A 23746-nucleotide genomic window follows, 5' to 3' on the forward strand; every position below is an offset into this window, starting at 1 on the left:
TTGTTCTTCGTAGCGCTCGAGCCACTCACTTGTATGCGGTTTGGGGGCTGATACCGAACCGTCGACACAGTTCTCGTTTATTGCTGCCGGGCTGCCGGGCAAAGGCAACGAACTCTTTTTTCAGGCTCATGGCGTCTCTCGTATTCCAGGGCATGATGGTTTTCCGGCGAAGTTAGCTCGCCGAAAAGTGTCCACCATGTCCCCGCACACCCGTCAACCATGTGTCCGGTCCGTACACGCTTTTGCAAAGTGACCCGCTGTAAGAGCGGAACCCTAAGCAGCCGTTACCAAAGAAACGGATATGTACACAATCAACCAGCCACCACCTGCCGCACCTGTTTCTCAAGCTCAGCCTTCAACCCCGGCTCCAACTTAAGCTGCCGCGCCAACTCATCGAGATAAGACTTCTCCATGAAGTTCTCCTCATCCACCAACATCACACTGGCGATATACATCTCGGCCGCCATCTCCGGCGTACTGGCCGCCCGAGCCACATCTGCCGGATCCAGAGGCTTGTTCAGCTCGGCATGCAGCCATTGCTGCAACTCGCGGTCGTTGTCCAGCTTCACAAACTCCCCTTCGATCAACTCACGCTCGCGTTCATCCACATGCCCATCCGCCTTGGCCGCCGCCACCAGCGCCTTGAGAATCGCCTGGCTATGCAACTCAACCTGAGCGGCCGGCAAGCGATCAATAGTCTGCGGCTCACCCCGGGGCGCACTGGCCTGCTGCGCCTGCCAATTGCCATAGGCCTTGTAGGCAATCACGCCCAACGCAGCCAACCCGCCGTAGGTCAGCGCCTTGCCACCAAACTGGCGAGCTTTCTTGTTCCCCAACAAAATCCCCATAGCGCCGGCTGCCAGGGCACCCCCACCCGCACCACCGAGCAAACTGCCCAGCCCGCCGCTACCGAGCAAGCCACCGAGGGCACCTTTGTCCTCACCTTTACGCTGCCCACCAGCCTTGTTCTGCAGCATGTCCTGGCCGGATTTGAGCAGTTGATCAAGCAATCCACGGGTATTCATTCACAGCCTCCAGAAACTCAGATTCACAGGACCAATAGGCCCCCAGCGTAAAACTAAGTGCCAAAAACCCCCGATCTAGAGTGCTTCCAGATGTAACGCGCTTACCCCTCAATTAAAACGATATACACTCGAACAAATCTATAAAAACACCCCACTGGTAATTCCAGCATGATGACCTTGCGTCAGATCCGTCACTTCATCGCCGTGGCCGAGACCGGCTCGATCTCCGCCGCCGCCCAGACCGCCTTCATCTCCCAGTCCACCCTGACCCTGGCAATCCAGCAACTGGAACAGGAAATCGGCGTCAACCTGTTCAACCGCCACGCCAAGGGCATGACCCTGACTCACCAGGGCCACCAGTTCCTGCGCCAGGCCCACCTGATCCTCGCCACCGTCGACAACGCCAAGCGCAGCCTGCAACAGAGCACCGACCAGGTCGCCGGGCAACTGATCATCGGCGTAACCAGCCTGGTGGCCGGCTATTACCTGGCGGATTTGCTCACCCGCTTCCAGCGCGCCTACCCCAATGTGGAAATCCGCGTGATGGAAGACGAGCGCCCCTACATCGAACACTTGCTGGTCAGCGGTGAAATCGACGTCGGCGTGTTGATCCTCTCCAACCTCGAAGACCGTCACGCCCTGCAAACCGAAGTGCTGACCCACTCACCCCACCGCCTGTGGCTGCCGGCCCAGCACCCGCTGCTGGAACACGACAGCATCAACCTCGCCGACGTGGCGCGCGAGCCGCTGATTCAGTTGAACGTCGATGAAATGGGCCACAACGCCCAGCGCATGTGGACCGGCGCAGGGCTACAACCCCGCGTCACATTGCGTACCGCGTCGACGGAAGCCGTGCGAAGCCTGGTCGCCGCCGGCCTGGGCGTGTCGATCCAGCCAGACATGACCTACCGCCCCTGGTCCCTGGAAGGCGACATCATCGAGGCCCGACCGATTGCCGACCTCAGCCAAACCCTCGACGTGGGCCTGGCCTGGCGCCGGGGCACGGCGCGCCCGGCGCTGGTGGACCCGTTCCTGACGGTAGCCCGCGAACAGCCGCACCCGCGCAAGCCATCTATTTAATCGAATGCTGCTTTCAGTATTTAGTATTTGTTGACCTCGCGCCTGACCTCTAGTCTCTGCTCATCCCCTAAGAGAAGGTCAGGCGCCTCGCACGAGAACAGCCATGACCACACAAGAAAAGAGATCGCGAAAAATGTCTGGCGCGCCCACACCGCTGCTCACTGCGTTGCTGATCGACGGCGAACTGGTCCCGGGCCAGGGGTTTGTCGAGCCGATCATCAACCCGGCCACCGGTGAAATCCTCACCCATATCGCCGAAGCCAGCACCGAGCAGGTTGAAGCTGCGATTCTCGCCGCCCACCGCGCCTTTGCCGGCTGGTCGCGGACCACGCCCCAGCAGCGTTCGAACATTCTCCTGGGCATCGCCGATGCCATCGAAAAACAAGCCGACTACCTCGCCCGCCTGGAATCGCTGAACTGCGGCAAGCCGTTGCACCTCGCGCGCCAGGATGACTTGAGCGCCACCGTCGATGTGTTCCGCTTCTTCGCCGGCGCCGTGCGCTGCCAGACCGGGCAACTGAGCGGCGAATACCTGCCGGGCTACACCAGCATGGTGCGCCGCGATCCGATTGGCGTGGTCGCCTCGATCGCGCCATGGAACTACCCGCTGATGATGGCCGCCTGGAAAATCGCCCCGGCCCTGGCCGCCGGTAATACCCTGGTGTTCAAGCCGTCGGAACATACGCCGCTGTCGATCCTGGCCCTGGCGCCCGCACTGAACCAACTGTTGCCGCGCGGGGTGATCAACATTCTGTGTGGCGGCGGCGAAGGCGTCGGCAGCCATTTGGTCAGCCACCCGAAAGTGCGCATGGTGTCGTTGACCGGCGATATCGTTACCGGGCAGAAAATCCTCCAGGCCGCCTCCAAGACGCTTAAGCGCACTCACCTTGAATTGGGCGGCAAAGCCCCGGTGATCGTGTGCAACGACGCCGACCTGCAAGCGGTGGTCGAAGGCGTGCGCGCCTACGGTTATTACAACGCCGGCCAGGACTGCACCGCCGCGTGCCGCATCTACGCCCAGGCCGGCATCCACGACAAATTGGTGGCCGACCTCGGCGCCGCCGTCAGCAGCCTGCGGTTTGCCGGCAAGCGCGATGCCGACAACGAACTCGGCCCGCTGATCAGCACGCGCCAGCGCGACCGCGTGGCCAGTTTTGTCGAGCGCGCCCTCGGCCAGCCGCATATTGAACGCATCACCGGCGCCGCCGTGCACTCCGGTGCCGGCTTCTTCTATCAGCCAACGTTGCTGGCCGGTTGTAAACAGAATGATGAAATCGTGCAGCGCGAAGTGTTCGGCCCCGTGGTCACCGTGACCCGCTTCGACGAGCTGGAACAGGCCGTCGACTGGGCCAACGACTCGGAATACGGCCTGGCCTCCTCCGTCTGGACCCAGAACCTGGACAAGGCCATGCAGGTAGCGTCGCGCCTGCAGTACGGCTGCACCTGGATCAACAGCCATTTCATGCTGGTCAGCGAAATGCCCCACGGCGGCTTGAAGCGCTCGGGGTATGGGAAAGATCTGTCCAGCGATTCGCTACAGGACTACAGCGTGGTGCGGCACATCATGGCGCGCCACGGCCAGCATCTTTAAAACAACAACTACGCTCATGCACCACCTGCTGCAAAAACTGCCCCGACCATAATTAAAGAAGAGGGAACCCCCATGTCTGCGCACAAGACCGCACTGCTCAGTGCCCTGACCACCGCGCTGCTGGCCAGTGTCAGCATCCAGGCCGCCGAACCGCTCAAGGCGGTGGGTGCCGGTGAAGGCCAACTGGATATCGTCGCCTGGCCCGGCTATATCGAACGTGGCGAAAGCGACAAGAACTACGACTGGGTCACCGGTTTCGAGAAAGAGACCGGCTGCAAGGTCAACGTCAAGACCGCCGCCACCTCCGACGAGATGGTGAGCTTGATGGCCAAGGGCGGCTACGACCTGGTCACCGCGTCGGGCGATGCCTCGTTGCGGCTGATCGGCGGCAAGCGTGTGCAGCCGATCAACACCTCGCTGATTCCCAACTGGAAGAACATCGACCCGCGCCTCAAGGATGCGCCGTGGTACGTGGTCGGCCAGCAGACGTACGGCACGCCGTACCAGTGGGGCCCGAACGTGTTGATGTACAACACCAACGTGTTCAAGACCGCGCCTACCAGCTGGAACGTGGTGTTCGATGCGCAGAACCTGCCCGACGGCAAGCCCAACAAAGGCCGTGTGCAGGCGTATGACGGCCCGATCTACATCGCCGACGCGGCGCTGTACCTCAAGGCGACCAAGCCGGAACTGGGCATCCAGAGCCCGTACGAGCTGACCGAAACCCAATACAAGGCCGTGCTCGACCTGTTGCGCGCCCAGCAACCGTTGATCCACCGCTACTGGCACGACACCACCGTGCAAATGAGTGACTTCAAGAACGAAGGCGTGGTGGCCTCCAGCGCCTGGCCGTATCAGGTCAACGGCCTGGTGAACGAGAAGCAGCCGATTGCCTCGACCATTCCAAAGGAAGGCGCCACCGGCTGGGCGGATACCACCATGCTGCACACCGATGCCAAGCACCCGAACTGTGCCTACAAGTGGATGGATTGGTCGCTGCAGCCGAAGGTCCAGGGTGATGTGGCCTCGTGGTTCGGCTCGCTGCCGGCGGTGCCTGCTGCGTGCAAGGAAAGCGAACTGCTGGGCGCAGAGGGTTGCAAGACCAACGGCTTCGACCAGTTCGAGAAGATCGCCTTCTGGAAAACCCCGCAGGCTGAAGGCGGCAAGTTCGTGCCGTACAGCCGCTGGACCCAGGATTACATCGCGATCATGGGCGGCCGCTGACACCGCCTTCCTGCAGGAGCCGGCTTGCCGGCGATGAGGCCCTTGAGTTCTTTGCAGTATTCAAGGCCGCCATCGCCGGCAAGCCGGCTCCTACAAGGGTTCTCACCGCTATTGATAGATTTTTCAGAAGTCCAGGCCGGGCCGCTGCGACGACCCGTACCTTTTTGGAGCACCGCACCATGACGCTTGCAGTCCAATTCACCCACGTTTCCCGTCAGTTCGGCGAAGTGAAAGCCGTTGACCGGGTTTCCATCGATATCCAGGACGGCGAGTTCTTTTCCATGCTCGGCCCTTCCGGCTCGGGCAAAACCACGTGCCTGCGCCTGATCGCCGGTTTCGAACAACCGAGTGCCGGCTCCATCCGTATTCACGGCGAAGAAGCCGCCGGCCTGCCACCGTATCAGCGCGACGTGAACACCGTGTTCCAGGACTACGCGCTGTTCCCCCACATGAACGTGCGGGACAACGTGGCCTACGGCCTGAAAGTCAAAGGCGTGGCCAAGACCGAACGGCTCAACCGCGCCGAAGAAGCCCTGGGCATGGTTGCCCTCGGCGGCTACGGCGACCGCAAGCCGGTGCAACTCTCCGGCGGCCAGCGTCAACGCGTGGCCCTGGCTCGCGCACTGGTCAATCGCCCTCGTGTGCTGCTGCTCGATGAGCCCTTGGGCGCCCTCGACCTGAAGCTGCGCGAACAGATGCAAAGCGAGCTGAAGAAGCTGCAACGCCAGCTCGGCATCACCTTCATTTTCGTGACCCACGACCAGACCGAAGCGCTGTCGATGTCCGACCGCGTGGCCGTGTTCAACAAGGGCCGCATCGAACAGGTCGACACCCCGCGCAACCTGTACATGAAGCCCGCCACCACCTTCGTCGCGGAATTCGTCGGCACCTCCAACGTGATTCGCGGCGAACTGGCGCAACGCTTGAGCGGCAGCCCGCAGCCATTCTCGATCCGCCCGGAACATGTGCGTTTCGCCGAAGGCCCGCTGGGCAGCGGTGAAGTGGAAGTCAGCGGCCTGCTGCACGATATCCAGTATCAGGGCAGCGCCACCCGCTATGAACTGAAACTGGAAAACGGCCAGGCCCTGAACATCAGCCAGGCCAACAACCAATGGCTGGACACCACCGCCGGGCATCAGGTCGGCCAGTCCATCACCGCGCGCTGGGCGCGGGAAGCCATGACGCCGTTGACCGACATCGCAGGCGAGGTGTGACATGAGCCTGGCCCTGTCCCAACCCCCGATGCGCAGGTTTTCCAACCTGCTGTACAAGAAGCCCAACCTGTACCTGTCGCTGCTGCTGGTGCCGCCGCTGATCTGGTTCGGCGCAATCTACCTGGGTTCGTTGCTGACCCTGCTGTGGCAAGGGTTCTATACCTTTGACGACTTCACCATGGCGGTCACGCCGGACCTGACCCTGGCCAACTTTGCCGCGCTGTTCCAGCCGTCGAACTTCGACATCATCGTGCGCACCTTGAGCATGGCGGTCGTGGTGTCCATCGCCAGTGCCATCGTCGCGTTCCCCATCGCCTACTACATGGCGCGCTACACCACGGGCAAGACCAAGGCGTTTTTCTACATCGCCGTGATGATGCCGATGTGGGCCAGCTACATCGTCAAGGCCTACGCCTGGACCTTGCTGCTGGCCAAGGGCGGCGTGGCGCAGTGGTTCGTGCAGCACCTGGGCCTGGAGCCGGCGTTGCAATTCATCATGGGCATTCCCGGCGTGGGCGGCAGCACCTTGAGCACCTCGCATTTGGGGCGGTTCATGGTGTTTGTGTACATCTGGCTGCCGTTCATGATTTTGCCGATCCAGGCCTCGCTGGAGCGTTTGCCGCCGTCGTTGCTGCAAGCCTCGGCAGACCTCGGCGCCAAGCCGCGCCAGACCTTCATGCAAGTGATTCTGCCGCTGTCGGTGCCGGGGATTGCAGCAGGTTCGATCTTCACGTTCTCGCTGACCCTGGGCGACTTCATCGTGCCGCAACTGGTGGGCCCGCCGGGTTACTTCGTCGGCGGCATGGTGTACGCGCAACAAGGCGCCATCGGCAACATGCCCATGGCCGCAGCGTTCACCCTGGTGCCGATCGTGCTGATCGCGGTTTACCTGTCCATCGTCAAACGCCTGGGGGCCTTCGATGCACTCTGAAAAAGCCTCACTGAGCTTAAAAATCGCGGCCTGGGGTGGGTTGGTTTTCCTGCACTTCCCGATCCTGATCATCTTCCTCTACGCCTTCAACACCGAAGAAGCGGCGTTCAGCTTTCCACCCCAGGGCTTCACCCTGAAGTGGTTCAGCGTGGCCTTCTCGCGGCCGGACGTGCTGGAAGCGATCAAGCTGTCGCTGCAAATCGCGGCCATCGCCACGCTGATTGCGATGGTGCTCGGCACCCTGGCGTCGGCGGCGTTGTATCGCCGGGAGTTCTTCGGCAAGCAAGGCATCTCGCTGATGCTGATCCTGCCGATTGCACTGCCGGGGATCATCACCGGTATCGCGCTGCTCGCGACCTTCAAGACGCTGGGCATCGAGCCGGGGATGTTCACCATCATCGTCGGCCACGCGACCTTCTGCGTGGTGATCGTCTACAACAACGTGATCGCCCGTTTGCGCCGCACTTCCCACAGCCTGATCGAAGCCTCGATGGACCTCGGGGCCGACGGCTGGCAGACCTTCCGCTACATCATCATGCCCAACCTCGGCTCGGCGTTGCTGGCCGGCGGCATGCTGGCGTTTGCGCTGTCGTTCGACGAAATCATCGTCACCACCTTCACCGCCGGCCACGAGCGCACCTTGCCGCTGTGGCTGCTCAACCAGTTGAGCCGGCCACGGGATGTGCCGGTGACCAACGTGGTGGCGATGCTGGTGATGATCGTGACGATGTTCCCGATTCTGGGTGCCTATTACCTGACCCGCGGCGGCGAAAGCGTGGCCGGTAGTGGCGGTAAATAATTGTTTGAAGAGGACACGAACATGCAAACCAAACTGCTGATCAACGGCCAACTGGTCGAAGGCGAAGGCCCGGCGCAGCCGGTGTTCAACCCCGCACTGGGCCGGGTACTGGTAGAGATCAAGGAAGCCAGCGAAGCCCAGGTCGACGCCGCCGTGCGCGCCGCCGACAGCGCGTTTGAAGGCTGGTCCCAGACCCCGCCCAAAGACCGCTCGTTGCTGCTGCTCAAACTGGCCGACGCCATCGAAGCCCACGGCGAAGAACTGGCCAAGCTCGAGTCGGACAACTGCGGCAAGCCCTACAGCGCCGCGCTGAACGACGAGATCCCGGCGGTGGCCGACGTGTTCCGTTTCTTCGCCGGTGCCAGCCGCTGCATGAGCGGTTCGGCCGGCGGTGAATACCTGCCGGGCCACACCTCGATGATCCGCCGCGACCCGGTGGGCGTGATCGCCTCCATCGCGCCGTGGAACTACCCGCTGATGATGGTCGCCTGGAAAATCGCCCCCGCCCTCGCCGCCGGTAATACCGTGGTGCTCAAGCCGTCGGAACAAACCCCGCTGACCGCGTTGCGTTTGGTGGAGCTGGCCGCTGAAATTTTCCCGGCCGGTGTGCTCAACCTGGTGTTTGGCCGCGGGCCGTCCGTGGGCAGCCCGCTGGTGAATCACCCGAAAGTGCGCATGGTCTCGCTGACGGGTTCGATTGCCACCGGTGCCAATATCATTTCCAGCACCGCCGACAGCGTCAAACGCATGCACATGGAACTGGGCGGCAAGGCACCGGTGATCATCTTCAACGACGCCGATATCGACGCGGCCGTGGAAGGCATTCGCACCTTCGGCTTCTACAACGCGGGCCAGGACTGCACGGCGGCGTGCCGGATTTATGCACAGGCCGATATCTACGACGCGTTCGTCGAGAAGCTCGGCGCGGCGGTGGCCAGCATCAAATACGGTTTGCAGGATGACCCTGCCACCGAGTTGGGACCGCTGATTACCGCGCAGCATCGCGACCGTGTGGCCGGGTTTGTGGAGCGTGCCGTGGCGCAATCTCACATCCGCCTGATCACCGGCGGCAAGGCCGTGGAAGGCAACGGGTTCTTCTTTGAGCCGACGGTGTTGGCCGACGCGCAACAGGACGACGAGATCGTGCGCCGCGAGGTGTTCGGGCCAGTGGTGTCGGTGACCAGGTTTAATGACGAGGCCCAGGTATTGGGCTGGGCCAATGATTCGGACTACGGCCTGGCGTCGTCGGTGTGGACCGCCGATGTCGGCCGCGCCCACCGCCTGGCGGCGCGTTTGCAGTACGGCTGCACCTGGGTGAATACCCACTTCATGCTGGTCAGCGAAATGCCTCATGGCGGTCAGAAACTGTCCGGCTATGGCAAGGACATGTCCATGTATGGCCTGGAGGACTACACCACCGTTCGCCATGTGATGTTCAAGCACTGACCCATAACCCCTGTCGAAGCGAGCTCCCTCGCCACAACGGCCCGCTCCCACAGGGGATCTCCTCATAACAATAAATAATTCGCAGGTTCCCATGGACATCACCCGCCGCGACTTCCTCAACGGCGTCGCCATCACTATTGCCGCCGGCATGACGCCACTGCAACTCCTCCAGGCCGCTCCCGATGGCCGCTACTACCCGCCCGCCCTCACCGGCTTGCGTGGCAGCCATGTCGGTTCGTTCGAAATCGCCCACCAGATGGGCTGGGAAAAGAAGGTGTTCGACACCGACAAATTGCCGATCACCGAGGACTATGACCTGGTGGTGGTCGGCGGTGGCCTGAGCGGTTTGTCGGCGGCGTGGTTCTACCGTGAGAAGCACCCGAAGGCAAAGATCCTGATCCTGGAAAACCACGACGACTTCGGCGGCCACGCCAAGCGCAATGAATTCCAGGCCGGTGGCCGGATGATCATCGGCTACGGCGGCAGCGAAGCGTTCCAGTCGCCGAATCATCTTTACAGCAAAGAAGTAAACGGACTGTTGAAGAAACTCGGGGTGAACATCAAGCGCTTCGAGACCGCGTTCGACCGTCAGTTCTACCCAGGCCTTGGCCTGTCACGCGGGGTGTTCTTCGACAAGGAAAACTTCGGCGAAGACAAACTGGTCACCGGCGACCCGACGCCGATGGTCGCCGACGACATCGCCCCGGACCAATTGCATGCGCGCTCCATCAGCGACTTCATCAATGACTTCCCGCTGCCGCACGCTGATCGCGAGGCTTTGATTGCCCTGCATGTCGCCCCCAAGGATTACTTGCCGGGCAAGACCGCCGAGGAAAAGGCCGACTACCTGGCCGCCACCAGCTACCGCGATTTCCTGCTCAAGGACGTGGGATTATCGGAAGGCGCGGTGAAGTACTTCCAGAGCCGCACCAACGACTTCATGGCCTTGAGCATCGATGCCGTGGCTTCGGCCGATGCCTACAGCGTGGGTTTCCCGGGCTTCGCCGGAATGAACCTCGCGCCCATCAGCGAAGAAGCCGCGGCAGAAATGGAAGAGCCCTACATCTACCACTTCCCCGACGGCAACGCGTCGCTGGCGCGGCTGCTGGTGCGCAGCCTGATTCCGGCCGTGGCGCCCGGGCACACCATGGAAGACATCGTGCTGGCGCCGTTTGACTACGCCAAGCTCGATCAACCCAAGACGCCGGTGCGGGTGCGCTTGAACAGCACGGCGGTGAGTGTGCGTAACGTCGCTGACGGCGTGCACATCGGCTACAGCCGTGGCGGCCAACTCGCACAGGTGCGTGGCAAGCGCTGCATCCTGGCCTGCTACAACATGATGATCCCGTACCTGCTGCGGGACCTGCCGGAGCAGCAGGCCCAAGCCCTGAGCCAGAACGTGAAGTACCCACTGGTTTACACCAAAGTGGTGGTGCGCAACTGGACGTCGTTCCAGAAGCTGGGGGTGCATGAGATCTACGCGGCCACCCAGCCCTACAGCCGGATCAAGCTCGACTACCCGGTGAGCATGGGCGGCTACGAGCACCCGCGTGACCCGACGCAGCCGATTGGCCTGCACATGGTGTACGTGCCCACCAGCCCCAACAGCGGCATGAGCGGCCGCGACCAGGCCCGCGCCGGGCGGGGCAAGCTGTATGGGCAGACGTTTGAACAACTGGAAGCGCAATTGCGGGATCAACTGCAACGCATGCTCGGCCCGGGCGGTTTCAACCACCAGACCGATATTCTGGCGATCACTGTCAACCGTTGGTCACACGGCTATGCGACCTTCTCCAACAGCTTGTTTGACGATGCCGATGAAAGCGAAAAGCTGAAGGACCTGGCGCGCAAACCGCTGGGGCATGTGAGCATCGCCAACTCGGACGCGGCGTGGAGTGCGTATGCCCATGCGGCGATTGATGAGGCGTATCGGGCGGTAGGTGAAGTGGGTTGACCCCTGCTCTTCAAGCAGAAGGGCTTTTGTGGCGAGGGGGCTTGTCCCCCGTTGGGCTGCGTAGCAGCCCCAAAAGCTGACTTGAATTCCTGCCTGGAAAGGGCGGTGGCTTTAATGGGGCCGCTGCGCAGCCCAACGGGGGACAAGCCCCCTCGCCACAGAAAATCCCATCTTCACAGACACCAGCGTTGTGTAGAAACGTCTTGTTTCATATGCAACGCCATCAACCCGCCATCAATCATTTTTCCTTCCGCACCGAACCGCTTAAGCTATTTGGCATCTGTTTAATGTCCGTTGCGTTTGGCCGAAGGCATGTCCGAACCGTTTTTCTTGATCCAGCACGTGCCAGGAACGGCGCGGGATTGTTCACGACAGGTTGTATTTATGCACCGCAGGAATTTGCTCAAAGCGTCCATGGCCATTGCGGCTTACACCGGTCTGTCGGCCAGTGGCCTGCTGGCCGCCCAAGCCTGGGCGGGCAATCGCGCCGCCGATGGTGAGGCCCAGGCCTTCGATTTCGAGGCGCTGAAGATCCAGGCCAAGCAACTGGCCAGCAATCGCTACCAGGACACCAAGCAGGTATTGCCGCCTACCCTGGCGACCATGACCCCGCAGAATTTCAATGCCATCGGCTACGACGGCAAGCATTCCCTGTGGAAGGAGCTGAACGGCCAGTTGGACGTGCAATTCTTCCACGTCGGCATGGGTTTCAAGACGCCGGTGCGCATGTACAGCGTCGACCCGAAAACCCGCCAGGCCCGCGAAGTGCACTTCCGCCCTTCGCTGTTCAACTATGAAAAAACCACGGTGGACACCAAACAGCTGACCGGCGACCTGGGTTTCTCCGGCTTCAAGCTGTTCAAGGCCCCGGAACTGGACCGCCACGACGTGCTGTCCTTCCTCGGCGCCAGCTACTTCCGGGCGGTGGATTCCACTGGCCAGTACGGCCTTTCCGCACGCGGCCTGGCCATCGACACCTACGCGAAAAAGCGCGAGGAGTTCCCGGACTTCACCAAGTTCTGGTTCGAAACCCCGGACAAGGACAGCACCCGCTTCGTGGTCTACGCCCTGCTGGACTCGCCGAGCGCCACCGGTGCCTACCGCTTCGACATCGACTGCCAGGCCAACCAGGTGGTGATGGCGATCGACGCCCATATCAACGCGCGTACCGCCATCGAACAGCTGGGCATTGCACCGATGACCAGCATGTTCAGCTGCGGCACCCATGAACGGCGGATGTGCGACACCATCCACCCGCAAATCCACGACTCGGACCGCCTGGCCATGTGGCGCGGCAACGGCGAGTGGATCTGCCGCCCGCTGAACAACCCGGCCACCCTGCAATTCAACGCCTTTGCCGACACCGACCCGAAAGGCTTCGGCCTGGTGCAGACCGACCATGAGTTCGCCAGCTACCAGGACACGGTCGACTGGTACAGCAAGCGCCCGAGCCTGTGGGTAGAACCTACAACTGCGTGGGGCGAAGGCTCGATCGACCTGCTGGAAATTCCTACAACCGGCGAGACCCTGGACAACATCGTGGCCTTCTGGACCCCGAAAAAGCCCGTGGCGGCCGGTGAATCCCTGAACTACGGCTACAAGCTCTACTGGAGCGCCCTGCCGCCGGTCAGCACGCCGCTGGCGCAGGTTAACGCTACCCGTTCGGGCATGGGCGGCTTCACCGAAGGCTGGGCACCGGGCGAGCATTACCCGCAGGTGTGGGCGCGACGCTTTGCCGTGGACTTCAACGGCGGCGGGCTGGATCGTTTGCCTGAAGGCACCGGGATCGAACCGGTGGTGACCTGCTCCCACGGTGAGGTCAAGGACTTCAGCGTATTGGTGCTGGATGCCATCAAGGGTTATCGGATCCTGTTTGATTGGTACCCGACCAGCGACAGTGTGGAGCCGGTTGAGCTGCGACTGTTCATCCGCACCCAGGACCGTACCTTGAGTGAAACCTGGCTGTACCAGTACTTCCCACCTGCGCCAGACAAGCGCAAGTACACCTGATACCGAACGTTCCCACGCGTGCGTGGGAACGTCCCTTCGGCGCTTTCAGAACCGAGAAATACTCTTCATCGCCCCGATCAAGTACCGCATCGCCACCTGATCACTCTCGGTGAGGGCACGGTACTGTTCCAGCAATTGCTCCTCGTCCGAACTCAAGCGTTTGCCACGCAACGACATCCTGCGGGCCAGAAAAGACGACACAACACCCGCAACACCACAAGACTTGGCCATGGACTGTCTCCTCGTATCAATCGACTGCTCCTGATTGCCCATCACCTCATCCCTCGACACGCAATGCTTGCGAGGATCAACCGACTGACTTCCTGGGCCAGAGATCAGACTTACCGTAAGCGTAGAAACTATCTTGCCGGGCGTGAGGCTTTTTAGAGTAATCACTTGAAAAAAACGCTTACGGGGCAATGACCTACAGCGCTATCCCACAAGCGGGCGATACAAATGGATGTCGTGCGGTTCCTGTTGATACAGCTCGGGGTCCGGCTGTTTGAGCAGCCGGCAACCGTGCCGGAGATAGAACTCCACCGTGTTACGTGACTCCGTGGCCGATACATATAACGCCTCGGCGCCGGCTGCGCGGGCGTGCTCACAAGCCATGGCAAACAGCTGGCCGCCCAGGCCCAGGCCACGGGCGCCGTGGCTCACATGCAGGAATTTGAGCTGGCGCATCGGCAGGCCCTGAGTGTGGATAACCCGGTTGTCCACCACCACGGCGGCCAGCAGCCTTTCACCGTCGAACACCCCGTGCAGCCAACCACCGCGCTTGAGGCATGCATGCAGGGCCACAGCGTCCTGCTCGGCCTCACCCTCGGGCCAGCCGCGCATGTCGTGGAACTCGGGGTACAGCAGCAACTCGCCGTGTTCCACCCGATAGCACGCCTCGACCCGTTCGGTGCGGTCAATCAGCGCCAGCAGCGGCAGGTCCTTTTCGGCGAGATCACGCTTGATCAACATGCTGTGTTTCCGATGGCTGATAGTGAACAAGATTGAAGCCTTCAGCAGGCGTTGGCGCTTCGAAATAGCCCGTGATCAGGTCGAACTGGGCGTCGCTGGTTTCGAACGCGTGGGTGCCGGCGGCGTTACGCGCACGCAGGCGTGCCTTGCAGACCTCATCCGGCACGTCCAGGTAATGCAATTGGTGGTCAGCGCCCGCGCCCTCGAACAACGAACGCATCCAACGGCGACTGGCCAAGGTGTTGGCGGGAAAATCCAGCACCACCGAGATACCGGCCTTGAGCAACGAAATGATATGCGCCGTCAACGCATCGCGCAGCTGGCCGGTGCAGCGTACATAGTCGCCAAGGGCGTTGATCTGCCCGGGATAAAGGCGCGACAGCCACTCATCTTCGCTGATCAATACCGCCTGTGGGGCCTGCGACAACTGCTGGGTCAGGGTCGACTTGCCGGACGCGATTTTGCCGCAGATCAGGTGCAACATGGGTTTCTCCAGGGTTGAAGCCAATAAAAAAACCCGCCGGTTCAAGGGCGGGTTTTCATGTTTACCACGATTCCTGTACCGATCAATCCCGCAGATCCGACTCATGAATCGGCTGGTCCCGATGGGTTGCGCGCTGGTACTGCGCCGGCCAGGTCGCCTTGCGACCACCCAGGTCGTCATCCGCATGCAGCGGCCAGTACGGATCACGCAGCAGTTCACGGGCCAGGAAAATGATATCGGCCTGGCAGGTGCGCAGAATGTGCTCGGCCTGGGCGGGCTCGGTAATCATGCCCACGGTGCCGGTGGCGATGCCCGACTCCTTGCGCACACGCTCGGCGAAGCGGGTCTGGTAACCGGGGCCGGTCGGAATTTCCGCATTGGCGGCGGTGCCACCGGAAGAGACGTCGATCAGGTCCACGCCCAGGTCTTTCAGGCGGCGGGCCAGTTCGACGGTTTCATCCGGGTTCCAGCCGTCTTCGACCCAATCGGTGGCCGACACCCGCACAAACAGGGGCAGGTCCTGCGGCCAGGTTTCGCGCACCGCCTTGGTCACTTGCAGCACCAGGCGGATGCGGTTTTCGAACGAGCCGCCGTACTGGTCCTGGCGCTGATTGCTCAGGGGCGAGAGAAATTGATGCAACAGGTAGCCATGGGCGGCGTGGATTTCCACCACTTTGAAACCGGCGGTCAACGCGCGCTTGGCGGCGGCGACAAAGTCAGCGATCACTTGCTGAATCTGCCCTTCATCCAGTTGCCTGGGCGAGGTGTGCTGCGGGTCAAAGGCAATCGGCGATGGGCCCACCGGCACCCAGCCGCCGTCTTCCGGCTTGACGCTGCCGTGCTTGCCAATCCACGGCCGGTGCGTACTGGCCTTGCGCCCGGCGTGGGCCAGTTGAATACCCGCCACCGCGCCCTGGGCGTTGATAAAGCGCGTGATGCGTTGCAGGGGTTCGATCTGTTCGTCGTTCCACAGGCCCAGGTCCTGGGCGGTGATGCGGCCATCGGCAGTGACAGCGGTGGCTTCGGTAAAAATCAGCCCGGCGCCGCCGACGGCACGGCTGCCGAGGTGCACCAGGTGCCAGTCATTGGCCAGGCCATCGGCACTGGAATACTGGCACATCGGCGACACGGCAATGCGGTTGAGCAGGGTCAGTTGGCGCAGGGTATAGGGTTCAAGCAGCAGACTCATGGGGCACCTCTTTTATGCAGTGGGCAGGCTCCAGGGTTCTGTTTGAAAGGTCGACGAAAAACCCGTCCCCGGCGGGCTGAAATAAGACAAGGTCACAAGACCGATCACACAGTGCTTAGAGACTAGTCGACAACAGAGGATTGCACAGGGTTCAGCGCGGCTCGATGTGGGCAATCATCAATTGCACGGTTTCCTGGCCCCGGAACTCGTTCACGTCGAGCTTGTAGGCCAGTTCCACCCAGCGAATGGTCGGGTTGGGCCAGATTTCACGGTCGATACCAAACGCGATGCCATCCAGTTTCACCGAACCACACTCGCTCTTGAGCACCACTTTCAGGTGCCGCTCGCCGACAACGCGCTGCTCGACCAACTGGAACACCCCATGAAACAACGGCTCGGGGAAGTGCTGCCCCCACGGCCCGGCATTGCGCAGGGCGCGGGCCAGTTCCAGGTGAAACTCTTCAACCGCCAGGGTGCCATCGGACAGCAGTCGGCCCGTCAGGTCTTCTTCGCGCAGTTGCCGACGCACTTCGGCGTCAAACGCCTCGGCGAACAGTGGGAAGTTGGCCTCGGGCAAGGTAAGGCCCGCGGCCATGGCGTGGCCGCCGTACTTGGCGATCAGGGTCGGATGCTGGCTGGCCACCACGGCCAGTGCGTCACGGATATGAAAGCCCGGCACGGAACGCCCGGAGCCCTTGAGCAGGCCGTCACCGGCATCGGCAAAGGCGATGGTCGGGCGGAAGTAGCGCTCTTTCATCCGCGAGGCGAGGATGCCGATGACGCCCTGGTGCCATTCCGGGTCGAACAGGCACAAGCCATACGGCATCGATTCCACCGGCAAGTCCTTGAGCTGGGCCAGGGCCTCGCGCTGCATGCCTTGTTCGATGGATTTGCGGTCCTGGTTCATGCCGTCCAGCTGCGCGGCCATTTCCCGGGCGGCGGCAAAATCCGTGGTGAGCAGGCATTCGATGCCCAGGCTCATGTCATCCAGGCGACCGGCGGCGTTCAGGCGCGGGCCGAGGATAAAACCGAGGTCGGTGGAGGTAATGCGAGCGTGATCGCGCTTGGCCACTTCGAGGATCGCCTTGATCCCCGGCCGGGCGCGACCGGCGCGAATGCGTTCCAGGCCCTGGTAGACCAGGATGCGGTTGTTGGCGTCCAGCGGGACCACGTCGGCGACGCTGCCCAGGGCCACCAGGTCCAGCAGTTCGCCGATGTTCGGCTGCGGCTTGTTCTCGTACCAACCCAAACTGCGCAAGCGCGCGCGCAGGGCCATCAGCACGTAGAAGATCACGCCCACACCCGCCAAGGCCTTGCTGGGGAATTCACAGCCCGGCTGGTTCGGGTTGACGATGGCGTCGGCCGCCGGCAGTTCGTCGCCCGGCAAGTGGTGGTCGGTGACCAGCACCTTGAGCCCCGCCGCTTTCGCCGCTGCCACGCCTTCGACGCTGGAGATGCCATTGTCCACAGTAATCAGCAGCTGGGGCTGGCGCTGCAACGCCACGGCGACGATTTCCGGGGTCAGGCCGTAGCCGTATTCGAAACGGTTGGGCACCAGGTAGTCGACGTGTGCAGCTCCCAGCAGGCGCAGGCCCAGGGTGCCCACGGTGCTGGCGGTGGCGCCGTCGGCGTCGAAGTCCCCCACGATCAGGATCCGCTGGCGCTGTTCCAGGGCCGTCACCAGCAGGTCCACGGCGGCATCGATACCCTTGAGCTGCTGATACGGGATCAGCCGCGCCAGGCTTTTATCCAGCTCGGCTTCCGATTGCACCCCGCGTGCGGCGTAGAGACGGGTCAACAACGGTGGCAATTCACCGAGAAATGGCAAGACGGCGGGCAACGGGCGAGGATCGATACGCATGGGGTGACGGAAGCTTCTCTTTAATACAGCGTTGAAAATTAATGCTGAAAACAGCGGTGATCCCTTGTGGGAGCTGTCGAGCCCCGGCGAGGCTGCGATAGGGTCACCTCGGTGTACCTGTCAGACCGCAGCGCCTGCATCGCAGCCTCGCCAAAGCTCGACAGCTCCCACACTCGACCAGCGTCCAATCAGTTATCGACGTTTCAGCCGCGCTCGCCAGCCAGCCACTCCAGCTGGACTTCGTGCTGGCCACGGTCATCGGTCACGAAGATCGTGCCTTCGCTGATCATCACGTCCCACTTGATCACCCGTGGCATGTCCTTGGCCAGGACTTCCAGGATTTCCTGGGGTACGGCGGCGATGCTCACGTTTTTCAGGTTTTTCGCCACCGGCACCACTTTGCCTTCCCAGACGCGCAAGCTGCCGTAGGCCAGCAAGGTGGTGCGTTCGGTGCGGCGCGAACACCAGGTCAGGCGATCTGCGTCCGGCTGGCCGACTTCGATCCAGTGCAGGACGCGATCATCCAGGCTTTTTTCCCACAATGCCGGCTCGTCTACATCTGACAGGCCACGACCAAAAGACAACTGCTCGTTGTAGAAAAGGGCGTAGGCCAGCAAACGCACGGTCATGCGCTCTTCGGTTTCCGAAGGATGGCGGGCAATGGTCTGCTTGACGCTCTCGTACACCGAACGGTCAAGGTCGGTGAGGTTGAGTTCAAACTTGTAGGTCGTGGACGGCTGGGCCATGAACGGACTTCTAGAGACAGGGAAAGGCGGCAAGTCTAACCGATGGCGAGGTGATTCAACGAATCCTGCGCTGCATCATCCTTATCACTGCGCCACTCGCCTATGTTAAAAGGCATCACATCCCCGTACCACGCCTGAAAGGATCCTCATGTCGTTTACCGCCAAACCGCTTGCCGGCCTGAAAGTCATCGAACTCGGCACCCTGATTGCCGGCCCGTTCGCGTCCCGCATCTGCGCCGAGTTCGGCGCCGAGGTGGTCAAGGTCGAATCCCCGGACGGCGGCGACCCGTTGCGCAAGTGGCGCAAGCTGTACGAGGGCACCTCGCTGTGGTGGTTTGTGCAGGCGCGCAACAAAAAATCCCTGACCCTGAACCTGAAACACCCGGACGGCCTGGCGATCCTCAAGCAGCTGTTGGCGGATGCAGACATCCTGATCGAGAATTTTCGCCCTGGCGTGCTGGAAAAGCTCGGCCTGGGCTGGGAAACCTTGCATGCCCTGAACCCGAAACTGGTGATGGTGCGCCTCTCGGGTTTTGGCCAGACCGGGCCGATGAAGGATCAGCCCGGGTTTGGCGCGGTGGGCGAGTCGATGGGCGGCCTGCGCTACATCACCGGTTTCGAGGACCGCCCTCCGGTGCGCACCGGGATTTCCATTGGCGACTCGATCGCGGCGTTGTGGGCGGTAATTGGGGCGCTGATGGCCTTGCGTCATCGCGAAGTGAATGGCGGGCTCGGCCAGGTCGTGGATGTGGCGCTGTATGAGGCGATCTTCGCGATGATGGAGAGCATGATCCCGGAGTTCGACGTTTTCGGCTTTATCCGCGAGCGCACCGGTAACATCATGCCCGGCATCACGCCCTCCTCGATCCACACCAGCGCCGATGGCAAACATGTGCAGATCGGCGCCAATGGCGATGCGATCTTCAAGCGCTTCATGTCGGCCATTGGTCGGGACGACCTGGCCAACGACCCGGCCCTGGCCAGCAACGATGGCCGCGACAGCCGTCGAGATGAGTTGTATGGGGTGATTGATCGCTGGGTCAATTCGCTGCCGCTGGAGCAGGTGGTCGAACAATTGAACAAGGCCGAAGTGCCCGCCAGCCGCATCTACAGCGCCGAAGACATGTTGGGAGACCCGCAGTTTCTCGCCCGCGAGATGTTCCTCAAGGCGCAGCTCCCCGGCGGCAAGGACTTCAAGATGCCGGGCATCGTGCCCAAACTGTCGGACACGCCGGGCAGTTGTGAGTGGGTCGGCCCGCAGTTGGGTGAGCACAACAGCGTGCTGCTCAACGAACTGGGCTACGACACGGCCGCCATTACGCGCCTGCGCGAGGATGGCGCGATCTGATGGCCCGGCGCTTCATCATTCGACTCTGCGTCCTCGGTTCATTGCTCGGGGGGTGGCCGCTGTCGAGCCACGCCGACGACACCTTGATCTGGCTATTGCGTGACCTGCCGCCGGTGACGATTTTCGAGGGCCCGCAAAAAGGCCAGGGTGCCCTCGACCAACTGCTGCCGATACTCGCCGAGCACATGCCGGAGTATCGGCACCAGATCCTCCACGTGAACCGTGCGCGCGGCATGCAAATGCTCCGCGACCCGAGCACACTGACCTGCGACCCGTCCCTGTTGTGGACCGCAGAACGCGCGAAAACCATTGTGTTTTCCGCCCAGGCCTTTGCGACTGTGAGCAATGGCGTGACGATCCGCCAGAGTCAGCGGGCGGCGCTGGCGCCGTTTGTAGAGGGTGGCCTGTTTGACCTGGAGGCGTTTTTGAGTGCCCGGGATGCGCGCCTTGGCGTCATCGCCGAACGCAGCTATGGCGCCATCATCGATGAAGCGCTGAAGCACGCCAGTGCCCACAAGCTGGCACCGCACTACGGCAATGATGCCCTCGGCAGCCTGCTGCAGATGCAACGAAAGGGTCGGCTGGAGGCGGTACTGGGTTACTGGACCGAAGTTCGCTATCAAGCATTGCAACAGGGCATCGATCCACAGGACCTGGTCTTCTACCCCATCAAAGGCACCCCGCCCTATCAACTGACCCGGATTGCCTGCACTGACACCCCGGCGGGCCGCGAGGCCATCGAGCGGATCAACCAGGTGCTGCGCGAGATCCCGCAGGAGCAACTGCGACAGTCCTACGCCTCATGGCTCGACCCGGTCATGCGTGAGCAATACCTCAACGGCAACCCGACGTTTTTCCAGGATGTCCCCGCCCCATGACAAATCGCAGGCAAAAAGAAACCCCGAGCAGTGGGGAGACAACTCGGGGTTAATAAGGGCCTACAAAGACCAGTAACAACGAGCGACAAGCACCGGAGCACAATGCTTGATCTCGCTGTTACAAAATCTGACTCACCTTGCCGTAGGAAGGTTCCCAACAAAAATAAATCTTCATGCGCAGACAATGGGCCGGGTCAGGGCCGCATTGCGCAAGGCCGCTATGACCGAGGGTTCCAGGCGTCCTTCGGCAATCATCAGGTCGCGGTGCAAACAGTCCACCACATCCACCAACGCACGCTTATCGGTCAATTGGGCCTGGTCGACTTCGCGTTCGACCACAATCGCACCGGCTGGATTCTTTACGGTCACAAGGCATTCGCCCTGCACACCCGAGGTGGTCAGCGTGACCTGGTAAGGGCTCAGTGCTTCACCGAGCAATAGGCTGATACTTTCCATCTCGATCACCACTCAATAGTTCGGGAACAATCGTGTAAACGGGAGCTGCATCTATCCTAAGTGACTATTTGTCTCGTAGGAAAGTTCGCTTTTTCGTCTTTCAAGGGTTGCCGGGGATGACGTGTCCAGCATGCGCTTGCAACATGACAAGCAAAAAACGGCGGCACATAACTGCTTACTCAATGGGCCGCTGTTTTGGCGCTGATGCCGAGGGTGAATCCTATACTCGGTGGGTGCTGGTCACGCTGTCATGCAGGCAATAGTGAAGCTCAAAAGGCCCCTAACTTTCGAAGGATGAAGACGATGCTGGAACACAACCAAGAGCAGGCTGCATTGGAAAAGATTCACGCCGACATATCACGCATCTATGCAGAGCAACGCAAACTCAACGCTGAAGCGCACAAGATCACCCGCGAAAATTTCTGGTACCCCATGGGCATCGTCCTCGGCATGTTTACCGCTATCGGCACCATAATGGCCCTGGCGCACAAACTACTGGCGTAAACCATCGCGCCAGCCGGGCCTGCCTGAAACGAAAAGCGCCGTTGTCCCAAGGAAGGGAAGGCGGCGTTTTTGCATAACTGTAAAACCGTACCGCCAATTCATCTCCCGCGTTAACAGGCTAGAATCCCCGAATTACCCCGGGAGCCTGTATTGAAAGAAGCGTCTGAAAAACCATTGCGCATCGTCCTCGCCGACGACCATCCGATTTTCCTCATCGGCCTGCGGGCGGTCCTGGAGCGTGACGAACGGCTAACCATCGTCGGTGAGGCCAATTCTCCCCAGGCCCTCGGCGAGCTGCTGCAACACTGTGCCTGTGACGTAGTGGTCACCGACTTCATGATGCCCGCCGAGCCCCAGGCCGACGGCTTGCGCCTGATTGAACAACTGCGCCGGCATCACCCGGCGCTGCCCATCGTGGTGGTGACCATGCTCAATAACGCCGGGTTGTTTCACGCCATCCTGGAGTTGGGCGTCATGGGTTTGCTGAGCAAGGCCAGTCTGGCGGACGAATTGCCGGAGGCGATCCGTCAGGTGCGCCAGCAGCGACGTTATGTGGCCCAGACCATCAGTCAGTCACTGAACCTGGCAGGCGTCGAGCGCGTGCACTCTCAGGATCAACTGTCACCCCGTGAGCTGGAAGTCATCCGCCTGCTGGCCGGCGGTTTGACGGTAGGCGAGATTGCCGCAAATCTGCACCGCAGCAAGCAGACCGTCAGCGCACAGAAAGTCAGCGCCATGCGCAAGCTGGGCCTGAGCAACGACGCCGCGCTGTTTATCTATGTGCAGGAACACGGACTGGCCTAGCCTGAAACGCGATCCACTGTTTCAGCGCCTCGCCGTCCATGGGCCGGGCGATGTAGCAGCCTTGCAACGATGCCGCGCCCAACTCACTCACCGCGTGATAATCGGCAGCGCTTTCAACCCCGGTCACCACCACACCGACGCCCAAGCGCCTGGCCATGCTCATGGCGCCAGCAACCACTGCCGCCTTGCGATCATCCTTGGCCATCCCGCTGGCAAACGTCGGGGGTATTTTCAGCTCGCTGAAGGGCAGTTCCAGCAAGCGTTGCAGGCTGGTGCCGCCCACGCCGAAATCCCCAATGGACAGCTTGCACCCCATCATCCGCACACGCAGCAAGCCGGTGACGTGGGCGCTGTCCGTCTTAAAGCGCGAGGTTTCCACCAACTCCAGGGTCAAACCATGAGCTGGCACCCCGTGAAGCTGCAGCAGGCCTTGCAGCACCTGGGAAAAGTGCGGGCGCTCCAGCATACGTCCGGGGATGTTCACCGCCACCGGCAGCACCTGGCCGCTCTCGCGCACGACGTGTGCGGCCATGCCCAGCGCCTGCTCCAACACATGCCAGGTAAATGCCTCTTCCATTCCGGCAAACTCCAGCACCGGCAGAAACGCGTCAGGCAACAGCCGTTCGCCTTCAGGCAGTTGCCAACGTGCCAGCGCTTCGACACCTTGCAACGCGCCCGCCTGGCTGACGATGGGCTGATACCAGACAGTGCCGCAACGGGCGATAGCCGCTTGGCTCACATCCGCCGAAGGCGGCAATTGCTCTATGTCGCTCAAGCCCAGCAACTGGCGCACCCGCCCCCAGGACATCACTGGCGGCCCAGGCCGCAAGCGCTCCCGGCACGCCGTCAAGACTTGCCCGATCAGCTTTGCCGACGCCGGTTTGGGCAAACAGCCGAGCACGTTAAGCCCCAGCTGGCGCGCCATGTTCGCCACACCGTCCAGCACATCCGGCTCGGCGTTGCTCAGCAGGATCAATACTTGCGCCAGACGACGCTCAGCCAGTTCGCGGATCAGTTCCAGAGCATCCCCCTGCTCCAGGTACAGATCGCAAATCGCAATGTCCACCGCGCCCTTGCTCTCCAGGGACTGGCGAGCGGCGTCGACACTTTCAGCCGTGCGTACATTGAATACGCCGTTGGCATTGAGCATCTGATGCAGGGCCATCAGCTGGAACGGGTTGTCTTCGAGGATCAGGACATTGAGGGAGCGCATGGAAAACAATACCGGGGAGA

Annotated in this window: 22 protein-coding genes and 1 pseudogene; 13 read left to right on the forward strand and 10 right to left on the reverse strand. The window is 61.6% G+C overall.

The genetic code is table 11. The annotated features are described in order from the left end of the window. Positions 1-28: 28 nt before the first annotated feature. Positions 29-154: pseudogene (locus tag P3C29_RS28450) on the reverse strand (IS481 family transposase); the annotation flags it as partial. 157 nt (positions 155-311) lie between these two features. Continuing rightward, the gene (locus P3C29_RS28455) at positions 312-1025 is read right to left on the reverse strand and encodes a tellurite resistance TerB family protein (RefSeq protein WP_275966027.1); all 714 of its coding nucleotides are present in this window, start codon (positions 1023-1025) and stop codon (positions 312-314) included. Positions 1026-1193: 168 nt separating this feature from the next. On the opposite strand from P3C29_RS28455, the gene P3C29_RS28460 reads away from it, so the two are divergent. From P3C29_RS28460 to P3C29_RS28500, 9 genes are all read left to right on the forward strand, one after another. Then, positions 1194-2105 (forward strand): LysR family transcriptional regulator, encoded by a 912-nt coding sequence (locus P3C29_RS28460; protein WP_003209548.1) that lies wholly within the window; start codon positions 1194-1196, stop codon positions 2103-2105. Positions 2106-2238: 133 nt separating this feature from the next. After that, the gene (locus P3C29_RS28465; protein ID WP_275966028.1) at positions 2239-3696 is read left to right on the forward strand and encodes a gamma-aminobutyraldehyde dehydrogenase; all 1458 of its coding nucleotides are present in this window, start codon (positions 2239-2241) and stop codon (positions 3694-3696) included. Positions 3697-3768: 72 nt separating this feature from the next. After that, positions 3769-4920 (forward strand): putative ABC transporter substrate-binding protein YdcS, encoded by a 1152-nt coding sequence (ydcS, locus tag P3C29_RS28470; RefSeq protein ID WP_177046930.1) that lies wholly within the window; start codon positions 3769-3771, stop codon positions 4918-4920. Between the two features lie 179 nt (positions 4921-5099). Further along, entirely contained in the window at positions 5100-6134 is a 1035-nt protein-coding gene (locus tag P3C29_RS28475; RefSeq protein ID WP_169387200.1) for an ABC transporter ATP-binding protein, read from the forward strand. A 1-nt stretch (position 6135) separates the two neighbouring features. After that, the gene (locus P3C29_RS28480; protein WP_003209552.1) at positions 6136-7065 is read left to right on the forward strand and encodes an ABC transporter permease; all 930 of its coding nucleotides are present in this window, start codon (positions 6136-6138) and stop codon (positions 7063-7065) included. Then, positions 7055-7864, forward strand: a complete 810-nt coding sequence (locus tag P3C29_RS28485) for an ABC transporter permease (RefSeq protein ID WP_003209553.1) — start codon at positions 7055-7057, stop codon at positions 7862-7864. Before P3C29_RS28480 ends, P3C29_RS28485 begins: the two co-directional genes overlap by 11 nt. 21 nt (positions 7865-7885) lie before the next feature. Continuing rightward, positions 7886-9310 (forward strand): gamma-aminobutyraldehyde dehydrogenase, encoded by a 1425-nt coding sequence (locus P3C29_RS28490; protein ID WP_275966029.1) that lies wholly within the window; start codon positions 7886-7888, stop codon positions 9308-9310. Between the two features lie 91 nt (positions 9311-9401). Beyond that, positions 9402-11264: an NAD(P)/FAD-dependent oxidoreductase gene (locus P3C29_RS28495; RefSeq protein WP_275966030.1), complete on the forward strand. Its 1863-nt coding sequence runs from the start codon at positions 9402-9404 to the stop codon at positions 11262-11264. Between the two features lie 384 nt (positions 11265-11648). Continuing rightward, positions 11649-13274 carry a glucan biosynthesis protein D gene (locus P3C29_RS28500; protein WP_010176811.1) on the forward strand — a complete coding sequence of 542 codons (1626 nt, stop codon included), beginning with the start codon at positions 11649-11651 and terminating at the stop codon, positions 13272-13274. Between the two features lie 45 nt (positions 13275-13319). On the opposite strand, the gene P3C29_RS28505 is transcribed toward P3C29_RS28500, so the two are convergent. From P3C29_RS28505 to P3C29_RS28530, 6 genes are all read right to left on the reverse strand, one after another. Further along, a complete protein-coding gene (locus P3C29_RS28505) occupies positions 13320-13505 on the reverse strand; it encodes a hypothetical protein (RefSeq protein WP_029616165.1) in 186 nt (61 codons plus the stop codon). Positions 13506-13706: 201 nt separating this feature from the next. Continuing rightward, a complete protein-coding gene (locus P3C29_RS28510; RefSeq protein WP_201121607.1) occupies positions 13707-14243 on the reverse strand; it encodes a GNAT family N-acetyltransferase in 537 nt (178 codons plus the stop codon). Beyond that, positions 14227-14727, reverse strand: coding sequence for an ATP-binding protein (locus P3C29_RS28515; protein ID WP_010176814.1), 501 nt, complete (start codon positions 14725-14727; stop codon positions 14227-14229). Before P3C29_RS28515 ends, P3C29_RS28510 begins: the two co-directional genes overlap by 17 nt. Before the next feature lie 82 nt (positions 14728-14809). After that, positions 14810-15916, reverse strand: coding sequence for an NADH:flavin oxidoreductase/NADH oxidase (locus P3C29_RS28520; RefSeq protein WP_275966031.1), 1107 nt, complete (start codon positions 15914-15916; stop codon positions 14810-14812). Positions 15917-16067: 151 nt separating this feature from the next. Further along, complete coding sequence (gene recJ / locus P3C29_RS28525) at positions 16068-17777, reverse strand: single-stranded-DNA-specific exonuclease RecJ (protein ID WP_177046946.1); 1710 nt, start codon at positions 17775-17777, stop codon at positions 16068-16070. A gap of 203 nt (positions 17778-17980) precedes the next feature. Then, complete coding sequence (locus P3C29_RS28530; RefSeq protein ID WP_003209567.1) at positions 17981-18523, reverse strand: YaeQ family protein; 543 nt, start codon at positions 18521-18523, stop codon at positions 17981-17983. 148 nt (positions 18524-18671) lie between these two features. Between P3C29_RS28530 and P3C29_RS28535 the strand changes: the two genes are divergently transcribed. Both P3C29_RS28535 and P3C29_RS28540 read left to right on the forward strand, forming a co-directional pair. After that, on the forward strand, positions 18672-19871 hold the full coding sequence (locus tag P3C29_RS28535; protein ID WP_275966032.1) for a CaiB/BaiF CoA-transferase family protein: 1200 nt from the start codon (positions 18672-18674) through the stop codon (positions 19869-19871). Then, positions 19871-20749, forward strand: coding sequence for a TIGR02285 family protein (locus P3C29_RS28540; RefSeq protein WP_201121610.1), 879 nt, complete (start codon positions 19871-19873; stop codon positions 20747-20749). Before P3C29_RS28535 ends, P3C29_RS28540 begins: the two co-directional genes overlap by 1 nt. Positions 20750-20920: 171 nt before the next feature. On the opposite strand, the gene P3C29_RS28545 is transcribed toward P3C29_RS28540, so the two are convergent. Then, positions 20921-21205 carry a DUF3509 domain-containing protein gene (locus tag P3C29_RS28545; RefSeq protein ID WP_010176819.1) on the reverse strand — a complete coding sequence of 95 codons (285 nt, stop codon included), beginning with the start codon at positions 21203-21205 and terminating at the stop codon, positions 20921-20923. 303 nt (positions 21206-21508) lie between these two features. Between P3C29_RS28545 and P3C29_RS28550 the strand changes: the two genes are divergently transcribed. Both P3C29_RS28550 and P3C29_RS28555 read left to right on the forward strand, forming a co-directional pair. Beyond that, the gene (locus P3C29_RS28550) at positions 21509-21709 is read left to right on the forward strand and encodes a hypothetical protein (RefSeq protein ID WP_177046462.1); all 201 of its coding nucleotides are present in this window, start codon (positions 21509-21511) and stop codon (positions 21707-21709) included. A gap of 150 nt (positions 21710-21859) precedes the next feature. Next, entirely contained in the window at positions 21860-22513 is a 654-nt protein-coding gene (locus P3C29_RS28555) for a response regulator transcription factor (RefSeq protein WP_169387195.1), read from the forward strand. Here P3C29_RS28555 and P3C29_RS28560 read toward each other — a convergent pair. Beyond that, positions 22482-23726 carry an EAL domain-containing response regulator gene (locus tag P3C29_RS28560; protein ID WP_201121611.1) on the reverse strand — a complete coding sequence of 415 codons (1245 nt, stop codon included), beginning with the start codon at positions 23724-23726 and terminating at the stop codon, positions 22482-22484. The genes P3C29_RS28555 and P3C29_RS28560 overlap by 32 nt on opposite strands. Positions 23727-23746: the final 20 nt, after the last annotated feature.

Source organism: Pseudomonas sp. 1912-s (assembly GCF_029269205.1).
Taxonomy (GTDB): domain Bacteria; phylum Pseudomonadota; class Gammaproteobacteria; order Pseudomonadales; family Pseudomonadaceae; genus Aquipseudomonas.